Here is a 20,924-nt window from a genome sequence, read left to right on the forward strand (position 1 = left end):
CCCCGCACAGTCACGCCAATTGTGCCCACACTCCGGCACCATGCACGACACGCGGGGACCGGCGATGGTTGTGCGGGCCGGTGATCCTCAGCGACCGAGCCTTCCCCTGATCATGCCGACCATGCCGTTGATCTCTTCGATCCGCATCCGCTTCGCCGCGACGATGAAGACTCCCAGCAGCACGATGCCACCGCAGAGCAGGGCCAGGAGCGAGCCCGAGGCACCGTCGCCGAGGGCGTGGAGAAGACCGAATCCCACCCCGCCGGCGACCAGTGCCGCAGGGATCGCGGCGAGGCACAGGCGGGCGTAGGTACGCAGGACGTGGGCGCCGTCCAGATCGCCGCCCAGGCGGTTGCGCAGCCGGCGCCACGCGATACCGACGCCGACGGCGTAGGCGAGCCCGTAGGAGGCCGCCATGCCGACGACAGCCCACTGGGCGGGGAGCACGACGTAGCAGATGGCTGAGGCGGCCGCGTTGACGAGGGCGACGATGACGGTGTTGTAGAAGGGCGTCCGGGTGTCCTCGTACGCGTAGAACCCTCGGAGTACCACGTACTGCACGGAGTAGGGAATCAGTCCGAGGCCGAAGGCCATCAGGATGAATCCCATGGAGCGGGCGGCCTCAGGGCCGCTGGAAGCGTAGAGCAGGGTGCACATCGGCACGCCCAGGGCCAGGAAGGCGAAGGCGACCGGCACGATGGCCACCGCGGAGTTGCGCAGGCCCTGAGAGATGTCGTCGCGGACCGCGCCCGGGTCGTTGTCATGGGCGGCCCGGGAGATGCGTGGCAGCAGAGCGGCCATGACCGAGACGGTGATGATCGCCTGCGGCATGCCCCAGATCAGCTGTGCGTTGGAGTAGGCGAGGAAGCCCGCCCCGTTCTGACCGGATGCCTTGCCTGCGGAGGTCGCCAGCTGGGTGACGACCAGTACCCCGGCCTGGTTGGCCAGGACGAACAGCACCGTCCACTTGGCCAGCTTCACCGTCTTGCCGAGGCCGTGGCCCCTCCAGTCGAAGCGCGGGCGGAAGCGGAATCCGGCCTCGCGCAGGTACGGGATCATGGCCAGGGCCTGCACGACCAGGCCGAGCAGCGTACCGATGCCGAGCAGCCGGATGCCCTCCGGCGGAATCGTCTGGACGCCCATCTGGGACTCGTGGGAGGTGCCGTAGACCCAGATGAACAGGCCGAAAGTGACGATCATGACGATGTTGTTGAGGACCGGGGTCCACATCATCGCGCCGAACTTTCCGCGGGCGTTGAGGATCTGCCCCATGACGACGTGCACACCCATGAAGAAGATGGTGGGCAGGCAGTACCGGGCGAACGTGGTGGCCACGTTGTTGGCCGCGGCGTCGGAGGCGATCGTCGACGACATCAGGCGGATGAGGAAGGGCGCGGCGAAGACCGCTACGGCGACAATCAGTCCGAGTGCGACCATCACGAGGGTCAGCAGCCGGTTGGCGTAGGCCTCACCGCCGTCCTCGTCGTCCTTCATCGAGCGGACGAGCTGCGGGACGAAGACCGAGTTGAGGCCGCCGCCCACGGTGAGGATGTAGATCATCGTCGGCAGCGTGTACGCGATGGTGAAACTGTCGCCGAGCAGGGCCGCGCCGAGCGCGGCGGTGATCACCAGGCTGCGGACGAAGCCGGTGAGCCGTGAGACGAGGGTGCCGGCGGCCATGACCGCGCTGGACTTCAGCAGACCGGATGCCCGTCCGCCACCGGACTTCGGGGGCGCGGGGGCGGGGGACGGCTCGGGCCGGTCCGGGACCCCTGCCGGGCCTTCCTGGTCCCGGAAGAGGTGCGCGAACGCGTCCGGCTCCTCGCGGTTCGTCGATGCCTGGGTGACGAGATCGTCCACGCCCACGAACTGGGTGGTCGCGGCGTCGTCCCCGTACGGCAGATGGCGCGACGGGCCGTCCGGCTCGGGGGGCGGTGTCTGCGCCCAGATCCGGGGGTCGGGTGGGTACTGGGCGGCCGGCGGCTGCTGGTAGAGCGGCTGCGGCTGCTGGTAGGTGCCAGGGGGTGGCGGCGGATGCGCGGCGCGGTCGTACAGCGCCTCGCTCACCGGGTCCTGGGCGGAAAGGTCCTGGGACCTGTAGGGGTCGTAGTCGTACGCGGCCTGCAGATACGGGTCCGGGGCCGGCGGCTCCTGCTCCGGACCGGGGGGCACCGGTGGCCCCCCGGGATACCCAGCTCCGCCCGTACCCTGACCGCGGTCACCGTCGTACGGCGCGTTCATCGAAACCCCACCTCATCGTCCCCGGCCGACCGGCCACGACAGACATCGCTCAACGGTCCACTTTCTCACCCGTGCCCGACGGCTCCGCGCTTTCGGGACCGGTGTCCGGCGTCGGGTCACTCGGCTGCTCGGGTTCACTGCCGTCGTCGCCCGCCGCGCCGCCCGCGTTGGCACGCTTGCGATGTGCATACATCCGGATTCCGGCGAGGACCAGGAGCAGGAGTCCCCCGGCGATCACGAGCAGCACCGTGGGGGTGAGCTCGGACACCTTCACGGTGAAGGCCATCTCCGCGCCGTACGGCCTGCCGTCCTCCGTGTAGAGCTGCGCGGTCATCTGGACCTGGCCGTTGATGTTGGCCGCGGCATCGAACTTCACGGACTGGCTGTGGCCGGCGCCGATCTGGATGGGCTGTTCCGCCATGGCCCCGCCGTCGTTCAGCTCAAGGCGCGTCGCATTCTCCGACTTCAGCCGGAGCACCAGGTGGTCGACGTCCTGGAGCAGTCTGTTCTGCACCGTCACAGGGATCGTGGCGCTGCGGCCGGACAGGGTGACATCGGACTTCGAGATGAGCTGGACCTCGTTGATGAGGCCCTGGAGGTAGGTGCGCACCGAGTCCCGGTACTGCTGGGCCTCCAGGGGCTTGCCCCGCCACGACGTCGACATGGACCGGTTGACGGCGTTACCGAAGGGGGTCACCACCCGCTCGGGCTGGGTGAGGATGACCTGGAAGTTGTCGAGGGAGGCCTGGGTGGACTTGATGTCCTGGAAGGCCTGGGTGGGCAGCTCCTGGCTGCGCAGCCTCTTCGGGTACTGGGACGTCCGGGGGACCGCGGTGGTCGCCTCTGCGTCCGGCTTCGCGGTCGCTGCCTGAATGAGGGTCTGGGACTGCGTCCAGCGGCCGTCGTCGAGGGTGTGCAGGGCACGGGCCATCGACTGGGCCTGGGCGATGGTCGGCATGCGCTGGGGCGCTACGACAATGCTTCGGTCCTTGTCCGTGTCCTGCTCGGACAGGGCGAGCGTGAGCGCGAGGAACTTCTGAACGGCGAGCGTGGAGTCCCCGGCCTTCGCCATATCGCCCTGGAAAGCCGTGGAGAGCCGGGCGTCGGACACCACCGCTGTGGTTCCGCCGCCGATCGGACGGGCTGCGGTCGGTGTGTACGCCAGGTCGGCGGTCTCCTGCAGGCTGTCGCTGCGGGCGATCACGTTGTGGGCGCCCGTCGAGGTCGCGACATCCACGATGGACGGGTCGATCGCACCGTCGACGGGCCAGGCGAAGTCGGTCGACGGCTTCAGGTGGAGGATGGTCTCCACCGTCACCCCGGCGACCTCGCTGGCCGTCTGGAGGTGGCTGAGCGTGCCGGACACGTTCTTGCCGCGGTGCGCGATGGAAGCAAGGTCGGGGTCCCCGAAGGGCAGCGCGACGACCTTGGCGTCGGCTACCGCAGCTTCCAGCGAGCTGAGCCACTTCTTGGCCACGGCCTGATTCGTCCCGGCGACCGTGGTGTCGCCCGACTTGACGCGGTAACTCTTGGTCATGGCGTCGACACTGGCCAGCAGATCGGGGTCGAGGACCCAGGTCACGGGCAGCTGGCTGCCGAGCGACACCATCCGCTCGAGGCGACCGCCCGGTGCGATCTCGGCCGCCAGGTCGTCATCGGCGAACACCGGGGTCTGCTGTTCGTCGGATCCGGTCTCCGCGGTGAGATGGGCCGACGCGATCAACGGCCAGAGGTAGCTGATCCCGGTTTTGGAGTCACTGTCCTTGTTCTGCCAGGGCAGGAACGTCCGCTCGATGCCGAGCACGTGGTCGTACTGGGCGCGAGTTGTCCGGCCCGACAGCGAGACGCCCAGCTGGTAGACCCCGTCGTCGCCGAGGTCCAGCTTGCTGACCGGCACGGAAAGCGTGAAGTCCTGGCTGATGCCCGAAGGAAGCTTGTCGATCTCGACCGTGTACTTGCCCCCGACGGGATAGGGGTCGGTGCCGGGAACGTAACCGGTGCGCTGAGCCGCCGCGTCGATCGAGGTCCTGCCGTAGAGCCGCGGGCCCACACGTAGATCGACCTGTGCGTCGGTAACAGCTTCCTTGCCCTTGTTGGTCAGGGTGCCGGAGACGGTGAGCGTGTCTCCCTTCACAGGGGCGCTAGGCGTCAGGGTGTCCAGGGTCACCGAGACGGTGCTGGATTCCGGAGCCCTGTTCGTCCCGCCGGCCTGCGCAGGCGCAGCGGCCACCCCCGCCAGCAGGGCGGCCACGAGCGGAGCCCCGGCGAGCGCGGTGGCTGTGCGCCGCAGCCACCGGCGGGCAGGAGAAGGACTCATCCCCTGGATGTCTGCCGCCTCGGCCACGCGTATCCGTCCCTCGTCGTCGTCAGCTGCTGTCACTCGTTGTCCGTTGCTGCGTCCCCGCATGGTAACGAGGTGCGCAGTGACCAAGTGCCGGGGAGTCCGCCACATGATCGGGAGAGTCTCGCAGGGTGAGCGGAAACCATGACGCCGGGGCCGGTCCGGGCACGTACCCTTTTCTGTTGTGCCGAACGCCAACGAAGACAACCCCAGCGCCCTGACCCAGGTGCAGCTCCGCGCAGTCAGCGAACTGCTGCGGGTGTCCCCTGTCGCCGACGCTCTCGCCCGCCGATTCCAGGATGCCGGATTCAGTCTTGCTCTGGTCGGCGGCTCGGTCCGGGACGCCCTCCTCGGCCGGCTGGGGAACGACCTCGACTTCACGACCGACGCGCGCCCCGAGGACGTACTGAAGATCGTCAGGCCCTGGGCGGACTCGGTGTGGGAGGTCGGCATCGCCTTCGGCACGGTGGGAGCCCAGAAGGACGGCTACCAGATCGAAGTCACCACATACCGGTCCGAGGCGTACGACAGAACCTCGCGAAAGCCCGAGGTCTCCTACGGTGACTCCATCGAGGAAGACCTGGTCCGCCGTGATTTCACGGTGAACGCGATGGCCGTCGCGCTGCCGCAGAAGGAGTTCGTCGATCCGCACGGCGGCCTCGCGGACCTGGCTGAGCGAGTGCTGCGCACGCCCGGAACGCCTGAGGAGTCGTTCTCCGACGACCCCCTGCGCATGCTGCGTGCCGCGCGTTTTGCCGCGCAGCTGGACTTCGAGGTTGCTCCGGACGTCGTCTCCGCGATGACGGCGATGGCGGGCCGGATCGAGATCGTCTCCGCCGAGAGAGTGAGGGAGGAGCTCAACAAGCTCCTGCTTTCCGCGCATCCCCGTAAGGGGCTGGCCCTCCTCGTCGACACGGGACTCGCCGAGCAGGTCCTTCCCGAGCTCCCCGCGCTCCAGCTGGAAAGTGACGAGCATCACCGTCACAAGGATGTGTACGAGCACTCCCTGACCGTCCTGGAGCAGGCGATCGACCTCGAGGAGGACGGCCCGGACCTCGTTCTGCGTCTCGCCGCCCTCCTCCATGACATCGGCAAGCCGAGGACCCGGCGGTTCGAGAAGGACGGGCGCGTCTCGTTCCACCACCACGAGGTGGTGGGCGCCAAAATGGTCAAGAAGCGAATGACCGAGCTCAAGTACTCGAATGACCTGGTCAAGGACGTTGCCAAGCTGGTGGAACTGCACCTGCGCTTCCATGGGTACGGCGACGGCGAGTGGACCGACTCGGCGGTCCGCCGCTATGTACGCGATGCGGGGCCCCTGCTGGAGCGGCTGCACAAGCTGACTCGCTCGGACTGCACCACGCGTAACAAACGCAAGGCCAGTGCTCTCTCGCGGACCTATGACGGGTTGGAGGAGCGCATTGCTCAGTTGCAGGACCAGGAGGAGCTGGATTCGATCCGGCCGGACCTGGACGGCAACGAGATCATGCAGATCCTCGACGTCGGACCGGGACCGGTCATCGGCAAGGCGTACGCGTTCCTGCTGGAACTGCGTTTGGAGAACGGGCCGATGGAGCATGACGCGGCGGTGGCAGAGCTCAAGAAGTGGTGGGCGGCACAGAGCTGAGGTCGCTGAGGCCCGCTCAGTCCCCTGCGCGGCACGTCATGTTTCACGTGAAACATGACCGGCCGCGGATACACCGAGGGCGCTGTTTCACGTGAAACAGCGCCCTCGGTCGGCCCTGCTCCATCGCGACAGCAATACGGCTACTACGGCGTAGAGCAGTGCGACCCCGATCACCACCGTTGCCGATCTCCCGTCTGCGGGCAGGAGCACCGCGGAAGCTGCGGCGGCACCCACGAAGGCCACGTTGAACAGCACGTCGTAGAGCGAGAAGACCCTGCCGCGGAAAGAGTCGTCCACTGAGGTCTGCACTACGGTGTCCGTCGCGATCTTTGCCCCCTGGGTGACCAGTCCGAGGATGAACGCTGCGACGAGCATCGGGACGGGCGTGAACCAGAGGCCCAGGGCCGGTTCAAGGACTGCGGCCGCTGCCGCGCACACCATCATCCAGCGGAATCTGCCCAGACGGCCGGCGGCCCAGGGCGTCAGTACGGCCGCCGTGAAGAATCCCGCACCGGACACCCCGACCGCCAGGCCGAGCAGCGCCAGCCCGTCGGAATCGTTGTCGGTCCAGGCGTACCGGCACAGCATCAGGACCATGACCGTCAGTGCCCCGTAGCAGAAGCGGATCACTGTCATTGCGGCCAGCGCCCGGGCAGCGTTCCTTCGCTCTGCCAGATGGCGCACTCCGTGACGCAGGCCGCGTGCTGTGGTGGCCAGCGCCGCACGCAGGTGAAGGCGGCTCTCACGCCGGTCCGGTCCCAGCAGGTCGGCGGCGAGACTCAAGGAAGCCAGTGCTGAGGCGAAGTAGAGCCCGGCGCCCAGGAGCACCACGGCGGCATCGGAGTCCGCGAGGACCACTCGGACGGCGAAGGCGAGACCGCCGCCTGCCGTGGCGGCGAGGGTGCCGGCGGTCGGTGACAGGGAGTTGGCCAGTACCAGCAGGTCGCGTTCGACGACGCGTGGCAGTGCGGCGGAGAGGCCGGCCAGGACGAAGCGGTTGACGGCGGTGACGCAGAGCGCCGAGGTGTAGAAGAGCCAGTCGGGGGCGGAACCGAGGATCAGGAGCGCCGTGCAGCAAGCGAGTGCGGCGCGCAGCAGGTTGCCGTAGAGAAAGACTTGCCTGCGCGGCCAGCGGTCCAGCAGTACACCGGCGAACGGGCCGATGAGCGAGTAGGGCAGCAGGAGTACGGCCATCGCGGAGGCGATCGCACCGGCGGACGCCTGCTTCTCCGGGGAGAAGACGACATGCGCCGCAAGGGCGACCTGATAGACGCCGTCGGCCGACTGGGACAGGATCCGCACGGTCAGCAGGCGGCGGAAGTTCCGAAGGCGCAGGAGTACGCGCAGGTCACGCACGACGGGCATGGGAGCAAGGGTCACATATGTTGAGGGTCCCCGGGCGGATTGCCCGGGGACCCTCAACGGTGCGGGAGTCGAGGAGTGCTGCCGCTCCTCGTCACACCGCGCCGACGCACCGTGTCAGGTGAGTCAGTCGGAGACCTCACCGCGGATGAACTTCTCGACGTTCTCGCGGGCCTCGTCGTCGAAGTACTGAACCGGCGGGGACTTCATGAAGTACGAGGACGCGGAGAGGATCGGACCGCCGATACCGCGGTCCTTGGCGATCTTCGCTGCGCGAACGGCGTCGATGATGACACCGGCCGAGTTCGGGGAGTCCCAGACCTCGAGCTTGTACTCCAGGTTCAGCGGAACGTCACCGAACGCGCGGCCCTCGAGGCGCACGTACGCCCACTTGCGGTCGTCCAGCCAGGCCACGTAGTCCGACGGGCCGATGTGGACGTTGTCTGCACCGAGCTCGCGGTCACGGATCTGCGAGGTGACGGCCTGCGTCTTGGAGATCTTCTTGGACTCCAGGCGCTCACGCTCGAGCATGTTCTTGAAGTCCATGTTGCCGCCGACGTTCAGCTGCATCGTGCGGTCCAGGACGACGCCCCGGTCCTCGAACAGCTTCGCCATCACGCGGTGCGTGATGGTGGCGCCGACCTGCGACTTGATGTCGTCGCCGACGATCGGGACGCCGGCCTCGGTGAACTTGTCAGCCCACTCCTTGGTACCGGCGATGAAGACCGGGAGGGCGTTGACGAACGCGACCTTGGCGTCGATGGCGCACTGCGCGTAGAACTTCGCAGCGACCTCGGAGCCGACCGGCAGGTAGCAGACCAGGACGTCGACCTTGCGGTCCTTGAGGATCTGGACGATGTCGACCGGGGCCTCGGTCGACTCCTCGATGGTCTGGCGGTAGTACTTGCCCAGGCCGTCGTGGGTGTGACCGCGCTGGACGGTGATACCGGCGCTCGGCACGTCGCAGAGCTTGATGGTGTTGTTCTCGCTGGCGCCGATGGCGTCCGAGAGGTCGAGGCCGACCTTCTTCGCGTCGACGTCGAAGGCGGCGACGAACTCGACGTCCCGCACGTGGTACTCGCCGAACTGGACGTGCATCAGACCGGGCACCTTGCCGGCCGGATCGGCGTCCTTGTAGTACTCGACGCCCTGGACCAGCGAGGCGGCGCAGTTGCCCACGCCGACGATGGCTACGCGAACCGAACCCATTCCGGTTGCTCCCTGTGTGTAATGGATGTTCCTGATGAGGCCCCGCGGATCTGCGGGGAACTCACTTGGCGGTGTCGCCGGACGGATCCGGCGGGTTGTTACCCCGCCGGGGCAGGCCGTCCGGCTCTCCTGCGGTGTCCTGCTGAGCTGAGCCCTCGGGCGAGGATCGTCGCTGATCCCGTCCCGACCGCTCGCTCTCGATGAGCTCGTTCAGCCAGCGCACTTCGCGCTCCACGGACTCCATGCCGTGTCGCTGCAGCTCAAGTGTGTAGTCGTCGAGGCGCTCGCGGGTGCGGGCCAGAGAAGCGCTCATCTTCTCGAGGCGCTCTTCCAGCCGGCTGCGACGGCCTTCCAGCACCCGCATCCGCACGTCGTGCTCCGTCTGTCCGAAGAAGGCGAAACGAGCAGCGAAGTGCTCGTCCTCCCAGGAGTCGGGGCCGGTGTGCGAGAGCAGTTCCTCGAAGTGCTCCTTACCTTCTGCCGTCAACCGGTAGACGATCTTGGCGCGGCGCCCTGCCAGCGAAGAGGCGGGGGCGACCGCACGGCCGGTGCCGGGCGGAAGGTCTGCCGGAGCATTCCCTGGTTCCTCGATCAACCAGCCGTTGGTGACCAGCGTCTTGAGACAGGGGTAGAGGGTTCCGTAGCTGAAGGCACGGAAGATCCCCAGCGAGGTGTTGAGGCGCTTGCGCAGCTCATAACCGTGCATGGGGGACTCACGGAGCAGCCCGAGGACGGCGAACTCGAGGATGCCTGAGCGTCTGCTCAACCTCGCCTCCTCCTTCTTCGAGTGCTCTCGCGTGACCCTGTACCGAGCCGATGTACCGAGTCGATGTACCGAGCTGATGTATCGACTCGATACATCAGCACGATAGATCGGAGACGGGGCTGCGACAAGGGGGGCCTTAGTGAGCGGCGTCACATCGCCAATTCGTAGCAACCGACTTGCGTAATTTGGGGTGAAGTTCGGCCCCAGGGGGGTTTTGACCGTGCGTAGTCTGTGCGGAATGCAGACCACCGGGAACCGTGTGACGTCCGAGCGCGTCAGTCTTCGCGGACTGGCCGGACGCACTGCGGATGAGCCTCTCGCGGGGCTGGTCCGTAATTCGGGGGGACCGGATATCAACTGCCGCTTCCAGGCGCTCTCGCCTGCCCGAGGAGTAGTCGTTCGATGAGCGAGCACCGTCGCAAGATGCCGCAACCGCAAGGTGGCGGACGTGCCGCGGCCAGACGAGCCGCCCAGCAGTCCCCCGGACGCCGCGCGGCACCGTCACGCGGAGTGACATCAGAATCACCTTCCGATTCGTACGGCGAGGAGACCCCGTACGGCGGGCGTGCCGCGGCCAGACGGGCCGCCCAGCGCGGCGGCGGTGGCCGCGGTGGTGCCGACGGCGGGGGTGGCCGGCGTCGCGGAGGTGGGGACGGCGGCCACGAGGGCCCCGGTCGCGGGCGTGGGCGCGGTGGACAGCGTCCGTCCAAGAAGCGCTTCATCGACTACCCGCGCGCCGACAGGTACGGCGTGCGGCGCTGGATGCCGTCCTGGAAGCTGGTCTCCGGCCTGTGCATCGGCTTTCTGGGTCTTCTGATGGGGCTCGCCGGCCTGGCGTACGCGATGGTCGCCAAACCGGAGGTCCAGGCGGCCGCGAAGGCGGAGAACAACGTCTACTTCTGGAAAGACGGCACGCAGATGGTGGCCACCGGCGGTGATGTCAACCGTCAGATCATCGACTACGCCCAGATCCCGGAAGCGATGCGCAACGCCGTCATCTCCGCGGAGAACAAGACGTTCGACACCGACCACGGCATCGACCCCATGGGTATCGCCCGCGCCGTGTTCAACATGGCCAAGGGCGGCGAGACCCAGGGTGGCTCGACGATCACCCAGCAGTATGTGAAGAACTCCCGGCTCTCCCAGGAACAGACCCTGAGCCGCAAGTTCGAGGAGCTCTTCATCACGCTGAAGGTCGGCAGCGAGATGGACAAGAAGCAGATCATGGCGGGGTACCTCAACGTCTCGTACTACGGACGTGGCGCCTCGGGCATCCAGGCGGCGGCACGTACGTACTACGGCAAGGACGCCAAGGAGCTGAACGCGAGCCAGTGCGCCTTCCTGGCCACCCTGCTGAAGGGGGCCAGCTACTACGACCCCGCAGGCGCCACGGAGGTCGACTCGGTCGAGGCCACCCCGGAGAAGAACACGGCACGGGCGATCAAGCGCTGGAAGTGGATCCTTGACGAGGAGGTGAAGGACGGCCGGATGGAGCAGTCGGAACGCGCCAAGTACACCGAGTTCCCGATGCCCCTCAAGCCGAAGAAGGACGCGCAGCTGGGTGGGCAGATCGGCTACCTCGTCGCGATGGCCAGGTCCAACTTCCTCAACAACTACGACATCACCCGTGACCAGCTCGACCAGGGCGGCTACGAGATCCACACGACCTTCGACAAGCGGAAGGTCAACCAGCTCAGCAAGGCCGTCAAGAAGGTCTACGACGAGAAGATCGACGTCAAGAAGCGCCCCGACAAGGACACCCACGTCCAGTTCGGCGGCTCGTCGGTGAATCCGAAGACCGGTGCGATCGAAGCGATCTACGGCGGTGTGGACGCGACGAAGCACTACACCAGCAACGCCGATCCCACGGGTGCCGCAGTCGGGTCGACCTTCAAGCCGTTCGTGCTGGCGGCTGCGATGGAGTACGGCAAGCGGGATCCCTCGGGCGGTCCCGAGCAGGATGAGTCGCAGCGTACGAAGGTCTCACCGAAGAGCATCTACAACGGCAACAACGAGCTGAAGATCAAGAAGTACAACGGTGACGTCTGGACCGACGAGAAGGGTGAGGAGTGGCTCCAGGTCAACGACGGGGACGAGTCGCTCGGTAACGTCACCCTTCGCGAGGCGATGCGGGTGTCCGCCAACTCGCCCTACGTGCAGTTGGGCATGGACGTCGGCACCGACAAGGTGAAGGACGTGGCCCTCGCCGCAGGCCTCAAGGACGACCAGTACATGGCGAACGCGACCGTCCCGTCGTTCTCCATCGGCACCTCCTCGCCCAGCGCGACCCGCATGGCCGGGGCGTATGCCACCTTCGCGGCCAGCGGCCAGCAGCGTGAGCCGTTCTCGGTGACCGAGGTGAAGAAGGGCGGCGAGGTGATCTACCAGCACAAGGTGGTCGCCAAGAGCGCCTTCTCCAACATCATCGCCGACAACGTCACCGACGTCCTCAAGAACGTCGTCGACAAGGGAACCGGCACGCCCGCCAGGCTTCCCGGGCGGGACGTCGCGGGCAAGACGGGTACGACGGACGACAACCTGTCCGCCTGGTTCGTGGGCTACACCCCGCAGCTGTCGACAGCGATCAGCATGTACCGGCTGGACGACAACGAGAAGAACAAGGACCGCAAGTTCGAGAAGATGTACGGCACCGGTGGCGAGAAGTCGATCCACGGTGCGTCGTTCCCGGCGCAGATCTGGCACGACTACATGGCCGACGCGCTGGAGGGCCAGGAGAAGCTGTCCTTCCCGAAGCCGGAGCCGATCGGTGAAAAGGTCTACGGCGGTGGCGCCAAGAGCCCGACACCCACGCCGACCCCGACGCCGACGCCGACACCGACCGAAACAGAGACCACCACGCCGTCGCCCACCCCTGAGAACCCGACGCCCGACCCGTCCCAGACGACCTGCGGTACGTGGGACTTGAACTGCCAGAACAACGGCGGCAATTCCACCGGCTGGACCGACGGGGGCACCGACGCCGGGACGACCGACGGGGGGACCAGCGGCACGGACGCCGGGACCACCACAGGGACCACGGAAGGCGACAGTGCCGGGGGCACCAGTCCCTCACCCGACACAGGTGGCAACGGGAACGGGAACGGGAACGGCAACGTCTTCGGTGGCCCGGCCGGGTAGCGCCCGGCAGGCAACTCATCCTGCGCGTCCGCAAGACCGGGCCGAGGAGAGTCGAGGAGTGTGACGAGGGCCGCGGCACCCCAGGGTGCGGCGGCCCTGGTCGTTTCCACAGTCCGGTACGGCAGGATGTGCGGCATGCCAAGCGCAGAGGATACGAGCGTGCACCAGGAACGGTCCGTCGTACGGCCCACGCACCAGGACGAGATCGCAGCGGCCGGCAGCGAGCTGATCGGTGGGAGGTCGGGGCGCTGGACACGGATCGGCAGCGCCGCGCTCACCCCCGTGGGGGCTGTCGCGCTGGTAGCCATCGGGATGTTCGCGCTCGGCATGGTGCAGAAGCTGCCCTGCTACAACTGGGCATGGTTCAGAGGCGCAGGCTCCCAGTACACCCACGCCTGCTACTCCGACATCCCGCACCTGTTCGCCGGGCGCGGTTTCGCCGAGGGCCTGGTGCCGTACTTCGACCGGCTGCCCGGCGACATGCAGTTCCTGGAGTACCCCGTTCTCACCGGGGTGTTCATGCAGATCGCCGCCTGGTTCACCCCGGGCGGCTCCATCCAGGAGCAGGAACAGGCCTACTGGCTCGTCAACGCCGGCATGCTGATGATCTGCACCGCCGTCATTGCCGTGTGTGTCGCGCGTACGCACCGCCGTCGCCCCTGGGACGGTCTGCTGGTGGCGCTGGCGCCCGCGTTCGCCCTCACGGCCACCATCAACTGGGACCTGCTGGCCGTCGCCCTCACGGCCGCGGCGATGCTCATGTGGTCCCGGAGCCGCCCCCTCGCGTTCGGCATCCTGATCGGGCTGGCCACGGCCGCCAAGCTCTATCCCGTGTTCCTGCTGGGCCCGGCCTTCGTGCTGTGCTGGCGGGCCGGGAAGTGGCGGGAGTTCTCGGTGGCGGCACTCGGCGCTGTCGGCTCCTGGCTGGTGGTCAATCTGCCGGTGATGGTGTTCGCGCCCGAGGGCTGGAAGAAGTTCTACACCTTCAGCCAGGAGCGCTCGATCGACTTCGGCTCGTTCTGGCTGGTCATCACACAGCGCACCGGCGAATCCATCGAGGTCTCCACGGTCAACACCGTCTCCACGCTTGCGACGGTGGGCCTGTGCGCCGCGATCGGGGCGCTGACGCTGACGGCACCCCGCAGGCCGCGGTTCGCCCAGCTCGCGTTCCTCGTCGTCGCGGTGTTCATCCTCGTCAACAAGGTCTACTCACCGCAGTACGTACTGTGGCTGATCCCCCTCGCCGCGCTGGCCAGGCCGCGCTGGCGGGACTTCCTGATCTGGCAGGCGTGCGAGGTCATGTACTTCCTGGGCATCTGGATGTACCTCGCCTACACGACGAGCGGGGACAAGCACCAGGGGCTGCCGACGGAGGGCTATCAGCTGGCGATCGTCCTCCACCTGCTGGGCACGCTCTACCTCTGCGCCGTGGTCGTACGCGACATCCTGATGCCGGAGCGCGACGTGGTGCGGCGCGACGGCTCGGACGATCCGTCGGGCGGGGTGCTCGACGGAGCCGAGGACGTCTTCGTGCTGGGGCACGCGGCGCACCCGCCGCGCCATGCCGCATTCACGGAGACGGGTCCGCGGGTGGAGTGGGGCACGCCGGCCGCCGACTGAGCGGCAGGCGGCCCCGGGCGCCTCAGCGGTCGACGAGCCGGTCGAACTGCGTCGTCGTGTGGCGCAGATGGGCTACCAGTTCGTCGCCCACCCGCGGCTCCTCCGCGTCCGAGGGGACGAACAGGATCGACACCTGCATGTGCGGCGGCTCGGCGAACCAGCGCTGCTTGCCCGCCCAGACGAACGGCGACAGATTGCGGTTGACGGTGGCCAGCCCTGCCCGGGCCACCCCCTTGGCACGTGGCATCACGCCGTGCAGGGCTTTCGGGGCCTCCAGGCCCACACCGTGCGACGTCCCGCCCGCGACGACGACCAGCCAGCCGTCGGAGGCGGCCTTCTGCTGCCGGTAGCCGAACCGGTCACCCTTGACGACGCGGGTGACGTCCAGCACCGCGCCCCGGTACTCCGTCGCCTCATGGTCGCCCAGCCACAGCCGGGTACCGATGCGGGCGCGGAACCGGGTCTGCGGGAACTGCTGCTGCAGCCGGCCCAGTTCCTCGGCACGCAGATGGCTGACGAACATCGTGTGCAGCGGCAGCCGGGCCGCGCGGAGGCGGTCCATCCAGGCGATGACCTCCTCGACCGCGTCGGAGCCGTCCGTGCGGTCCAGCGGGAGGTGCAGGGCGAAACCCTCGAGGCGTACGTCCTCGATGGCTGCGTGCAGCTGCCCGAGCTCCTCCTCCTTGACGCCGTGGCGCTTCATCGAGCTCATGCACTCGATGACGACGCGGGCCCCCACCAGGGCGTGTACGCCGTCCACGGAGGAGACGGAGCGGATGACCCGGTCGGGCAGCGGCACCGGCTCCTCGCCCCGGCGGAAGGGCGTGAGTACCAGCAGATCACCGCTGAACCAGTCCTTGATGCGGGCCGCTTCGTAGGTGGTGCCGACCGCGAGGATGTCGGAGCCGAAGCGGATCGCCTCGTCGGCCAGGCGCTCGTGGCCGAAGCCGTACCCGTTGCCCTTGCAGACCGGTACGAGGCCGGGGAACTGGTCGAGCACGGATTTCTGGTGCGCCCGCCAGCGCGCGGTGTCGACGTACAGGGAGAGCGCCATGGCCGGTCCGGAACCTTTCTGGTGGCTGCGGTGGTGTCAGAGGTGTGCGGGCTTCCGGAAGAGCCTTCTCGGGTCTCTTCCGGAAGAGACCATTGAAACGAATAAAGCCGGTTTCGTCAGCCTTGCTCGGCGGATCAGCGGCGGGACATGTAGATGTCGAGCGCCTTGTGCAGCAGCTTGTTGAGCGGGAAGTCCCACTCACCGAGGTACTCCGCGGCCTGGCCGCCGGTGCCCACCTTGAACTGGATCAGACCGAACAGGTGATCGGTCTCGTCCAGGGAGTCGGAGATGCCGCGCAGGTCGTAGACGGTGGCGCCCATCGCGTACGCGTCACGCAGCATCCGCCACTGCATCGCGTTCGAGGGGCGGACCTCGCGCTTGTGGTTGGCCGATGCGCCGTAGGAGTACCAGACGTGCCCGCCCACGATCAGCATGGTCGCGGCCGCGACGTTCTCGCCCTCGTGACGGGCGAAGTAGAGCCGCATGCGGTTGGGGTCCTCGTTGTTGAGGGCCGTCCACATGCGCTGGAAGTAGCCGAGCGGACGCGGCCGGAAGTGGTCGCGTTCCGCCGTGATCTCGTACAGCCGCTGCCACTCGGCGAGCTCCGCGTAGCTGCCCTGGACGACCTCGACGCCGGCCTTCTCGGCCTTCTTGATGTTGCGCCGCCAGAGCTGGTTGAAGCCCTTGTGCACGTCTTCGAGCGAGCGGTTGGCCAGCGGCACCTGGAAGATGTAGCGGGGCTGTACGTCACCGAATCCGGCGCCGCCGTCCTCGCCCTGCTGCCAGCCCATCTTCCGCAGGCGGTCCGCGACTTCGAAGGCCCGGGGCTCGATGTGGGTGGCCTCGACGTCGCGCAGACGCTTCACGTCGGGGTCCTGGATGCCGGCCTTGATGGCGGCGGCGTCCCAGCGGCGGATGACGACCGGCGGGCCCATCTTCACCGAGAAGGCGCCCTGCTGCTTGAGGTGCGCCAGCATCGGCTGCAGCCAGTCGTTCAGATTGGGGGCGTACCAGTTGATGACCGGGCCCTCGGGCAAGTACGCGAGGTACCGCTTGATCTTGGGCAGCTGCCGGTAGAGCACGAGACCGGCGCCGACGAGCTGGCCGCCCTTGTCGAACCAGCCCAGACTCTCCGAGCGCCATTCGGCCTTCACATCCGCCCATGCCGGGACCTGCATGTGACTGGCCGCGGGCAGACTCTGGATGTACGCCAGATGCTGCTCTCGGCTGATGGTCCTCAGGGTCAGGCTCATGCGGGGCGCTCCTCGGCAGGTGTGTCCCCATCGGTCAGGGGCTCCGGCTCTCGCGCCGAAGCCTACTGTGACCGGGAAGCGCGCGGTCTGGCCCCTTCGTGCCCGGGCATTCCCGGTACGGCGTACAGGGCGGCCCCGTCCGTGGACGGGACCGCCCCCAGGCTGCCGGGGCGGTGCTGCGCCGCGGTCAGCTCACCACGCCGCCGAAGAGTCCGCCGTGGGCCATACCCAGGAAGAAGCCGAGGCCGGCGGCGCCCAGGCCGACGAACAGCGGGAACCTCTCCCGTGTGGTCGCGGAGATGTACAGCCCGTACCCACCCGTGAGGATTCCGATGAGTCCGGCCCACGAGCTGATCAGGTGCAGGCTGTGGAACATCGCCGTCACGAACGCGAGGACGCCGAGCACCACCGTCACAGCCACCAGGGTGTCCTGGAGGGGGTGGGGCCTGCCGTCCGTCGCGAAGAGGGAGACGGAAGAGCGGGAGCGGGATCGCATTGCTTGTGCCATGGAGTACCTCCTGGCCGAAAGGCGGCGCATCGTGGCGCCGCTCACACCCGATGTGTACAGATTGCGTCTCCTGACCACCGGATTTCAACCGGAAGCCGGTCTCCAGGTAGTCTGTACGGTCTGCACCTGTGTCTGCCCAGGCCAGCCCCGTCAGCCCCTCCTCGAAGGAGAGCGTTGTCAGTGGCGGCTGTTTTACTCGGAGACACTGTTGCTTACGCATCACGACCCTCCTGCCACGGAACGACCGTGGCCGCTGAGTCCAAAGGAGGTGGGTTCCACATGCGTCACTACGAGGTGATGGTCATCCTCGACCCCGATCTCGAGGAGCGAGCAGTCTCCCCGCTGATCGAGAACTTCCTCTCCGTCGTCCGTGAGGGCGAAGGAAAGGTTGAGAAGGTCGACACCTGGGGCCGTCGTCGGCTCGCTTACGAGATCAAGAAGAAGCCCGAGGGCATCTACTCGGTCATCGACCTGCAGGCCGAGCCTGCGGTCGTCAAGGAGCTCGACCGCCAGATGAACCTGAACGAGTCGGTCCTCCGGACCAAGGTCCTCCGTCCCGAGATGCACTGAGCTTCTAGCTCAGTGGTCATCGGGTTCGAGTAGCAGCAAGCAGCCAGAAGCAATCCCCGCCGAGAGGTTCACCCATGGCAGGCGAGACCGTCATCACGGTCGTCGGCAATCTCGTCGACGACCCCGAGCTGCGCTTCACCCCGTCCGGTGCGGCGGTCGCGAAGTTCCGCGTCGCGTCCACTCCCCGCATCTTCGACCGGCAGACCAATGAGTGGAAGGACGGCGAAGGCCTGTTCCTCACCTGCTCGGTCTGGCGTCAGGCGGCGGAGAACGTCGCCGAGTCGCTCACGCGAGGCATGCGCGTTGTCGTGCAGGGCCGGCTGAAGCAGCGGTCGTACGAAGACCGCGAGGGCGTCAAGCGCACGGTCTACGAGCTGGACGTCGAGGAAGTCGGCCCCAGTCTCAAGAGCGCCACTGCCAAGGTCACCAAGACCACCGGTCGCGGTGGTCAGGGCGGCGGCCAGGGTGGATACGGCGGCGGCCAGCAGGGTGGCGGTAACTGGGGCGGCGGTCCCGGTTCGGGTGGCCAGCAGGGTGGCGGCGGTGCTCCCGCCGACGACCCGTGGGCCACCAGCGCGCCGGCCGGCGGCCAGCAGGGCGGGGGCCAGCAGAGCGGCGGAGGCGGTTGGGGCGGAAGCTCCAGCGGTTCCGGCGGTTCTGGCGGCGGCTACTCGGACGAGCCTCCCTTCTAGGGCAGCTCGTACCCCCACTTCTTGATCACACAGGAGAAACACCATGGCGAAGCCGCCTGTGCGCAAGCCTAAGAAGAAGGTCTGCGCGTTCTGCAAGGACAAGACCCAGTACGTGGACTACAAGGACACGAACATGCTGCGGAAGTTCATTTCCGACCGTGGCAAGATCCGTGCCCGCCGCGTCACCGGCAACTGCACGCAGCACCAGCGTGACGTCGCCACGGCAGTCAAGAACAGCCGTGAGATGGCGCTGCTGCCCTACACGTCCACCGCGCGATAAGGGAAGGGTGACCGAATCATGAAGATCATCCTCACCCACGAGGTCTCCGGCCTCGGTGCTGCAGGCGACGTCGTAGACGTCAAGGACGGGTACGCCCGTAACTACCTGGTCCCGCGTGGCTTTGCCATCCGCTGGACCAAGGGTGGCGAGAAGGACGTGGCGCAGATCCGCCGCGCCCGCAAGATCCACGAGATCGCCACGATCGAGCAGGCCAACGAGATCAAGACCAAGCTCGAGGCCGTGAAGGTCCGTCTGGCCGTTCGCTCCGGCGACGCCGGCCGTCTCTTCGGCTCTGTCACCCCGGCCGACATCGCTTCGGCGATCAAGGCTGCCGGTGGCCCGGATGTCGACAAGCGTCGCGTCGAGCTCGGCTCGCCGATCAAGACGCTCGGCGGACACCAGGTGTCCGTGCGTCTGCACCCCGAGGTCGCTGCGAAGCTCGGCGTCGAGGTTGTTGCTGCCTGATCGGGCCGCACCTCAGCAGAACAGTGAAGGGCCGCACCCCGAGGGTGCGGCCCTTCGCCGTTGCTGGGTGCCTGTTTCACGTGAAACAGGCACCCTGCGGTGGGTTCAGCGGGTGGCGCCGGTGACCATCCATCTCCCGGAACGGGCGCGGAGCCAGAGCGTTGCCATGCGCACGAGCATCATGAGGGACATCGCACCCCACAAGGCGGTCAGTCCGCCCCCGAGGGTGGGAACCAGCAGGGCCACCGGGGCGAAGACAGCCAGGGTGACGAGCATGGCCCAGGCCAGATAGGTCCCGTCCCCGGCGCCCATCAGGACGCCGTCCAGGACGAAGACCACCCCGGCGACCGGCTGGGTCAGCGCAACTACCAGCAGAGCGGGCAGGAGCGTGTCCTGCACGGACTGGTCGCCGGTGAAGAGCGGGACGAACAGCGGACGCGCGAGAACGATCAGGACTCCGAACACCACCCCCGAGGCGGTGCCCCACTGCACCATGCGGCGGCAGGCCTCGCGGGCTCCTTCGGTGTCATCGGCTCCCAGGTAGCGGCCGATGATGGCCTGTCCCGCGATGGCGATGGCGTCCAGCGCGAAGGCCATCAGGCTCCACAGGGACAGGATGATCTGGTGAGCGGCGATGTCCGTGTCGCCCAGCCGGGCGGCGACGGCCGTGGCGATGAGCAGGACGGCGCGGAGCGACAGCGTACGGACCAGAAGGGGCACTCCGGCTCGGGCACTGGCCTTGATGCCGGCGGCGTCGGGGCGCAGCGATGCACCGTGGCGCCGGGCGCCGCGGACCACGACCACGAGATAGGCGATCGCCATGCCTATCTGGGCGATCACCGTGCCCCAGGCCGATCCTGCGATGCCGAGTCCCGCGCCGTAGACGAGGCCCACGTTGAGGGCGGCGTTGGCGGCGAACCCGCCGATGGCCACGTAGAGCGGTGTGCGGGTGTTCTGCAGCCCCCGGAGCACGCCTGTCGCGGCCATCACCACGAGCATCGCGGGGATCCCGAGGCTGGAGATCCGGAGGTAGGTGGTGGCGTGGGGAGCGGCGGTGTCGGAGGCGCCGAACGCCTCGACGAGCCAGGGGGCCAGGGGGAGCGCCAGGGCGATGACAGCCAGGCCGAGCAGAATCGCCAGCCAGATGCCGTCCATTCCCTGGCGGATCGCGGAGGACAGATCACCGGCGCCCACGCGTCGTGCGACGGCTGCGGTGGTGGCGTAGGCGAGGAAGACGAAGACGCTCACAGCGGTCGTCAGCAAGGCTGCGGCAACGGCCAGACCGGCCAGCTGCGGAGTGCCGAGATGGCCGACGATGGCGCTGTCGACCATGACGAAAAGGGGCTCGGCCACGAGGGCACCGAAGGCGGGGACGGCGAGCGCGATGATCTCGCGGTCGTGTCGCCTGCGACGAGACGGCGGGGACGCCGGTGCCTGGATCATGGGAGCCAATCTAATCTTCCACAGGTAATGGATGCAAGACCTTAGCGATCCTTACAAATATCATGGAGTGACGTTCTGGCACGTGCCAGTTGTCGCGATCTTGGGCCGACTCGGAAAGTTTTTCTCCCCCACAGCCCGTGTATGGAGAATTTGCAGGTCAGGGCGCTGATTGCGGCGTAGCTATGAGTTTGTCCACAGTGCTGTCCCCCGGTCCGTGCACAGGTTCTGCAGAGTTCTCCACAGCATCTGGTCCTTCGTCCACATGCCCTGTGGATAACCAGATTGGCGGACGGTCCCGGGCCGCCTACCGTGGTCCGGCGCCCCCACCTCGTTTCGGCCCTGGAAACCCGCAGAA

16 protein-coding genes are annotated in these 20,924 nt (G+C 67.5%); 7 read left to right on the forward strand and 9 right to left on the reverse strand.

Going from position 1 to position 20,924, the window contains the following annotated elements:
* Positions 1-87 precede the first annotated feature (87 nt).
* Together murJ and ABZ434_RS02675 are read right to left on the reverse strand one after the other, a co-directional pair.
* Positions 88-2,241 (reverse strand): murein biosynthesis integral membrane protein MurJ, encoded by a 2,154-nt coding sequence (murJ, locus tag ABZ434_RS02670; protein WP_359131578.1) that lies wholly within the window; start codon positions 2,239-2,241, stop codon positions 88-90.
* A 49-nt stretch (positions 2,242-2,290) separates the two neighbouring features.
* Entirely contained in the window at positions 2,291-4,585 is a 2,295-nt protein-coding gene (locus ABZ434_RS02675) for a DUF6049 family protein (RefSeq protein WP_359131873.1), read from the reverse strand.
* Positions 4,586-4,766: 181 nt separating this feature from the next.
* Between ABZ434_RS02675 and ABZ434_RS02680 the strand changes: the two genes are divergently transcribed.
* On the forward strand, positions 4,767-6,209 hold the full coding sequence (locus tag ABZ434_RS02680; RefSeq protein ID WP_359131579.1) for a CCA tRNA nucleotidyltransferase: 1,443 nt from the start codon (positions 4,767-4,769) through the stop codon (positions 6,207-6,209).
* Positions 6,210-6,296: 87 nt separating this feature from the next.
* Here ABZ434_RS02680 and ABZ434_RS02685 read toward each other — a convergent pair whose 3' ends face one another.
* The 3 genes from ABZ434_RS02685 to ABZ434_RS02695 form a co-directional block, all read right to left on the reverse strand.
* A complete protein-coding gene (locus ABZ434_RS02685) occupies positions 6,297-7,574 on the reverse strand; it encodes an MFS transporter (RefSeq protein WP_359131580.1) in 1,278 nt (425 codons plus the stop codon).
* Between the two features lie 123 nt (positions 7,575-7,697).
* On the reverse strand, positions 7,698-8,780 hold the full coding sequence (locus tag ABZ434_RS02690; protein ID WP_359131581.1) for an inositol-3-phosphate synthase: 1,083 nt from the start codon (positions 8,778-8,780) through the stop codon (positions 7,698-7,700).
* A 61-nt stretch (positions 8,781-8,841) separates the two neighbouring features.
* Positions 8,842-9,546: a PadR family transcriptional regulator gene (locus tag ABZ434_RS02695; protein ID WP_359131582.1), complete on the reverse strand. Its 705-nt coding sequence runs from the start codon at positions 9,544-9,546 to the stop codon at positions 8,842-8,844.
* A 402-nt stretch (positions 9,547-9,948) separates the two neighbouring features.
* Here ABZ434_RS02695 and ABZ434_RS02700 point away from each other — a divergent pair, with 402 nt between their 5' ends.
* Entirely contained in the window at positions 9,949-12,684 is a 2,736-nt protein-coding gene (locus ABZ434_RS02700; RefSeq protein ID WP_359131584.1) for a transglycosylase domain-containing protein, read from the forward strand.
* A 135-nt stretch (positions 12,685-12,819) separates the two neighbouring features.
* Positions 12,820-14,304 (forward strand): glycosyltransferase 87 family protein, encoded by a 1,485-nt coding sequence (locus ABZ434_RS02705; protein ID WP_359131586.1) that lies wholly within the window; start codon positions 12,820-12,822, stop codon positions 14,302-14,304.
* A 22-nt stretch (positions 14,305-14,326) separates the two neighbouring features.
* Here the strand turns inward: ABZ434_RS02705 and ABZ434_RS02710 are convergent, their stop codons facing one another.
* The 3 genes from ABZ434_RS02710 to ABZ434_RS02720 form a co-directional block, all read right to left on the reverse strand.
* Positions 14,327-15,358: an alanine racemase gene (locus ABZ434_RS02710; protein ID WP_136330867.1), complete on the reverse strand. Its 1,032-nt coding sequence runs from the start codon at positions 15,356-15,358 to the stop codon at positions 14,327-14,329.
* A 134-nt stretch (positions 15,359-15,492) separates the two neighbouring features.
* The gene (locus tag ABZ434_RS02715; protein WP_219569104.1) at positions 15,493-16,611 is read right to left on the reverse strand and encodes a peptidoglycan bridge formation glycyltransferase FemA/FemB family protein; all 1,119 of its coding nucleotides are present in this window, start codon (positions 16,609-16,611) and stop codon (positions 15,493-15,495) included.
* Positions 16,612-16,798: 187 nt separating this feature from the next.
* Positions 16,799-17,119: a hypothetical protein gene (locus tag ABZ434_RS02720; RefSeq protein WP_359131587.1), complete on the reverse strand. Its 321-nt coding sequence runs from the start codon at positions 17,117-17,119 to the stop codon at positions 16,799-16,801.
* 279 nt (positions 17,120-17,398) lie between these two features.
* Between ABZ434_RS02720 and rpsF the strand changes: the two genes are divergently transcribed.
* The 4 genes from rpsF to rplI all read left to right on the forward strand — a co-directional run bounded on the left by rpsF (position 17,399) and on the right by rplI (position 19,126).
* The gene (gene rpsF / locus ABZ434_RS02725; protein ID WP_359131588.1) at positions 17,399-17,689 is read left to right on the forward strand and encodes a 30S ribosomal protein S6; all 291 of its coding nucleotides are present in this window, start codon (positions 17,399-17,401) and stop codon (positions 17,687-17,689) included.
* A gap of 74 nt (positions 17,690-17,763) precedes the next feature.
* Complete coding sequence (locus ABZ434_RS02730) at positions 17,764-18,381, forward strand: single-stranded DNA-binding protein (RefSeq protein ID WP_359131589.1); 618 nt, start codon at positions 17,764-17,766, stop codon at positions 18,379-18,381.
* A gap of 43 nt (positions 18,382-18,424) precedes the next feature.
* Positions 18,425-18,661 (forward strand): 30S ribosomal protein S18, encoded by a 237-nt coding sequence (rpsR, locus tag ABZ434_RS02735; RefSeq protein ID WP_003967857.1) that lies wholly within the window; start codon positions 18,425-18,427, stop codon positions 18,659-18,661.
* Between the two features lie 18 nt (positions 18,662-18,679).
* Positions 18,680-19,126 carry a 50S ribosomal protein L9 gene (gene rplI / locus ABZ434_RS02740; protein ID WP_311311380.1) on the forward strand — a complete coding sequence of 149 codons (447 nt, stop codon included), beginning with the start codon at positions 18,680-18,682 and terminating at the stop codon, positions 19,124-19,126.
* Positions 19,127-19,231: 105 nt separating this feature from the next.
* On the opposite strand, the gene ABZ434_RS02745 is transcribed toward rplI, so the two are convergent.
* Positions 19,232-20,569, reverse strand: a complete 1,338-nt coding sequence (locus ABZ434_RS02745; protein WP_359131590.1) for an MATE family efflux transporter — start codon at positions 20,567-20,569, stop codon at positions 19,232-19,234.
* Between the last annotated feature and the right edge of the window lie 355 nt (positions 20,570-20,924).

Origin of the sequence: Streptomyces sp. NPDC005761, from assembly GCF_040630635.1 — a bacterium.
Classification (GTDB): Bacteria; Actinomycetota; Actinomycetes; order Streptomycetales; family Streptomycetaceae; genus Streptomyces.

Bases quoted from the DNA above. Each gene is read 5' to 3' on its own strand.
- ABZ434_RS02690 (WP_359131581.1), bottom strand. From the start codon at position 8,780: ATGGGTTCGGTTCGCGTAGCCATCGTCGGCGTGGGCAACTGCGCCGCC.
- ABZ434_RS02730 (WP_359131589.1), top strand. From the start codon at position 17,764: ATGGCAGGCGAGACCGTCATCACGGTCGTCGGCAATCTCGTCGACGAC.
- ABZ434_RS02685 (WP_359131580.1), bottom strand. From the start codon at position 7,574: ATGCCCGTCGTGCGTGACCTGCGCGTACTCCTGCGCCTTCGGAACTTC.
- ABZ434_RS02710 (WP_136330867.1), bottom strand. From the start codon at position 15,358: ATGGCGCTCTCCCTGTACGTCGACACCGCGCGCTGGCGGGCGCACCAG.
- rpsR (WP_003967857.1), top strand. From the start codon at position 18,425: ATGGCGAAGCCGCCTGTGCGCAAGCCTAAGAAGAAGGTCTGCGCGTTC.
- ABZ434_RS02705 (WP_359131586.1), top strand. From the start codon at position 12,820: ATGCCAAGCGCAGAGGATACGAGCGTGCACCAGGAACGGTCCGTCGTA.
- rplI (WP_311311380.1), top strand. From the start codon at position 18,680: ATGAAGATCATCCTCACCCACGAGGTCTCCGGCCTCGGTGCTGCAGGC.
- ABZ434_RS02715 (WP_219569104.1), bottom strand. From the start codon at position 16,611: ATGAGCCTGACCCTGAGGACCATCAGCCGAGAGCAGCATCTGGCGTAC.
- murJ (WP_359131578.1), bottom strand. From the start codon at position 2,241: ATGAACGCGCCGTACGACGGTGACCGCGGTCAGGGTACGGGCGGAGCT.
- ABZ434_RS02720 (WP_359131587.1), bottom strand. From the start codon at position 17,119: ATGGCACAAGCAATGCGATCCCGCTCCCGCTCTTCCGTCTCCCTCTTC.
- ABZ434_RS02700 (WP_359131584.1), top strand. From the start codon at position 9,949: ATGAGCGAGCACCGTCGCAAGATGCCGCAACCGCAAGGTGGCGGACGT.
- ABZ434_RS02745 (WP_359131590.1), bottom strand. From the start codon at position 20,569: ATGATCCAGGCACCGGCGTCCCCGCCGTCTCGTCGCAGGCGACACGAC.
- rpsF (WP_359131588.1), top strand. From the start codon at position 17,399: ATGCGTCACTACGAGGTGATGGTCATCCTCGACCCCGATCTCGAGGAG.